The organism is Peribacillus sp. P4_D6 (assembly GCF_056401795.1).
Window position 1 is genome coordinate 1 of sequence record NZ_JBFUIQ010000245.1, and the last position, 3260, is coordinate 3260.

At 38.1% G+C, this 3260-nt stretch carries 3 protein-coding genes; 1 reads left to right on the forward strand and 2 read right to left on the reverse strand.

The genetic code is table 11. The annotated features are described in order from the left end of the window. The first annotated feature begins 399 nt into the window (after positions 1 to 399). Entirely contained in the window at positions 400 to 1542 is a 1143-nt protein-coding gene (locus tag AC1DVB_RS26190; protein WP_477591710.1) for a PP2C family protein-serine/threonine phosphatase, read from the forward strand. A 117-nt stretch (positions 1543 to 1659) separates the two neighbouring features. Here AC1DVB_RS26190 and AC1DVB_RS26195 read toward each other — a convergent pair whose 3' ends face one another. Further along, entirely contained in the window at positions 1660 to 1830 is a 171-nt protein-coding gene (locus AC1DVB_RS26195) for a CsbD family protein (protein ID WP_065310846.1), read from the reverse strand. A 79-nt stretch (positions 1831 to 1909) separates the two neighbouring features. Next, positions 1910 to 2668 (reverse strand): alpha/beta hydrolase, encoded by a 759-nt coding sequence (locus AC1DVB_RS26200; RefSeq protein WP_477591712.1) that lies wholly within the window; start codon positions 2666 to 2668, stop codon positions 1910 to 1912. Positions 2669 to 3260 lie beyond the last annotated feature (592 nt).

A 3260-nucleotide genomic window follows, 5' to 3' on the forward strand; every position in this document is an offset into this window, starting at 1 on the left:
GGCGAAAGCCGAGGAGGCTCCCCGACCGCCCGCGGAAAGCGAGTGCCTAGAGTGGAAATCAACGTCCAAATTGTACAAGCCATAAAAAATAGACAAACTCGATTTTCATCGAGTTTGTCTACAGTCTGAGAGTTCGCATTTATGCGGACTCTTTCTTTTTTGATTAAATTATTTTTCATTTTTTTTGCTTCACTATGTTTAAGGCATCATAAGAAGGGGTATATATAATGAGTTGGTCTCCATGCAAAATCTCGACTGCAGTTTATTATTATTAAAAGAGACTGAACTTCGTTATAATATAATGGAAAAATCCCTGTTAAGGGAGCTTTATATAAGTACTGTTCCATATAAAAAAGATAAATGTTGCCGCTCGATATAAGCCAAAAGGGGAATGAAAGAATGACGATTTTAATCGTAGATGATAACCAGGTTAACCTTTTCGTTATAGAGAAAATTCTAAAACGAGCTGGCTATACGGATTTTCTATCATTAACTTCAGCTGTTGAGATGTTTGAATATTTACAGGTGGATAGTCCGCAACCTAAAGAGACTTCAGTTGATATCATTCTGCTTGATATCATGATGCCGGAGATCGATGGGATAGAGGCGTGYAGGAGACTTCAAAGTATTCCTCACCTTAGAGATATTCCCGTCATTTTTGTGACCGCCCTTGAAGATTCAAACAAGGTGGCCGAGGCACTTGATGTTGGCGGAATTGATTATATAATGAAGCCCATCAATAAAATAGATTTACTTGCGAGGATTCGCGTGGGGTTAAGACTTAAATATGAAAAAGATTGGCATAAAATGCAGGATGAAAAAATACGCAATGAATTGGATCTTTCCATGCAGGTTCAAAGCAGCTTATTAAGTGAACCCATTATAAATGACCACTTAACTATAAGGGCATCATACTTACCTGCGAATAAATTAGCAGGGGATATGTACTATTGGCACCGCATTGMTGAAAATCGGTATGGGATCATCCTGTTGGATATGATGGGGCATGGCATATCCGCCTCGCTTGTGTGTATGTTCATATCCTCCGTATTGAGGGATGCCATCAGGACCCATTCGGACCCAGTGTCAGTAATAAATGAAATGAATCGCTGGATGAGTACCCTTAATAAAGATGATAATCCAGTGCATTATTATTTTACCGCTATTTATATGATCATTGATACAGAGCAAAAGACAGTGGAATATGTAAATGCCGGACATCCTCCTGGATTTGCTTTAATGGACGATGGAAAAGTGGTCTCCCTTTCAAAAGGGACATGTCCTGTTGGTTTCTTCACCGAGATGAAAATAGAGAAATCCGTCATTCATTATGAAGAGAAGATTCAGCTTATGCTATTTACGGATGGAGTCATGGAAGCAATAGATCGAGAAGGGACGGAAGGGCTCGACCAAATAAAAGAAGCGGTCTCGACAAGATGGTTTGATTGTAAAGAATCTCCCCCTATCGATTTTTTGATGTCACCTGAAATGCAGCAAGATCAGCCTGATGATATGTGTGTTGTGGTTATTCAAGCGAATTGAAGAAGGAAGAGGCGGYAGATCATCTGCCGCCTCTTCTCTATAAAAGGGGGGGGTCACTTTTATAATGAAATGAGAATGTTCGTTAAGAGAGTGATTCCTGTATTCGGCTATTTGCAATTAACGGTCATTTTTCAATTTACTAATGCCATCTTGGAGATTGCCTTTTAATTTATCGGCTTTACCTTCTGCTTGTAAGTGAGGATCATTTTTCGCGTTTCCGACTTGGTCTTTCGTTTCACCTTTAACTTTATTTACAGCACTCTTTACTTTGTCTGATAAACCGCTCATTATGTTACCTCCTTTTTCTTTATATACTGTATTTACCCATGAAGTGTATGGGTAAACCTGATTTATGGAGAAAGGAGTTTTAAGAAGCGATTATTTCCCTTTTACTTAACCTTTGAATGAACTGATAGGAATGTTCAATGATATGATCTTTGTCATGATCCAACGACGCCACATGATATGAATTTTCAAGGCGCACCATCTCTTTATCACCGGACATGACAGTATCGTAAATCYGATAGGAACACGAGTCCGGTACAACGTGGTCTTCTGGTGAATGGAAGATAAGAATCGGGCACGAAACGTCTATTAGTTTTTGGCTGGTATGTTCCATTATATCAAGCAATTGATTAATCGCTTTTGACGGAACTTGGTCATATGTGATTTCTTTAGGTATATCGTCTTTTATGTCAGGCTTGCCTTCGGGAATGAAGCGTGGAACCGATTGGTTACGATATCTTTCATATTCAGGAACTTGGAGAGCGGCGTTGATAGTAAGAATTCCATCACAAGCCAATTTTGTCGCTAAATCGAGAACAAGGGCGCCTCCCATTGATTGTCCGATGGCGAAAACATGGGTGCAGGTTCGCTTTAATTTTGCATAAGCCATTTCAACATCTTGTATCCATTCCTGATAATGACTTGTTTCCATTTCATATTCATCCGTTCCGTGGCCTGCCAGTCGAGGAGCGAAGACAGTAAAGCCTTTGGCGGCAAATTTTTCACCTAAATACCTTACGCTTTGTGGCGTTCCGTTAAAACCATGGCAAATAAGGATGCCGATAGAATTGCCGGGTAAGAAAAAAGATTCCGCACCTGGTATTACCATTGCTGCTGTCATATTCCCATCTCCTTTGATTTAGCTAAGTTTTGTTAATAGAAGGTTTTAATAAAATTAACTATTCCGATTATTTTACTTGGTTATATAATAGCATAATGAAAATTATGAAGTCAACTTGGTTATGTTCCAAAACTTCACTATTATTAAGAAGCATCAAAAGGATATAAAGATAATTATCAGGTCATTTTCGTCTTTCTATTATATAAGTGCTGTCTTGGAATTGTTGATAAACTGAAGATGCTAATCACCGGTAATATATAAATATAAGAAATGGAGAAAAAGCATTGACTTTAAAGTGAAATGGGATTAATATAAATAAGCACCAACTAAGACATGCCAAAAACTTCATCGCTTTTGGCAGGTTGCTGAAAGAAATAATAACTATTGACTTCTTACTATGAAAATGATAAGATGAAATGGTCGCTGAAAAACACAGCGATTTAAAATAAGTTAAAAACTTCGTAGAAGTTGACAACTAATCAATAAGATGTTATGATGAATAAACAGCCGTTCGAAAGAACGATTGTGGAAATTGCTCTTTGAAAACTGAACAAAACAAAGCGCCAACGTTAAATTTTAAGTGAGCACACAC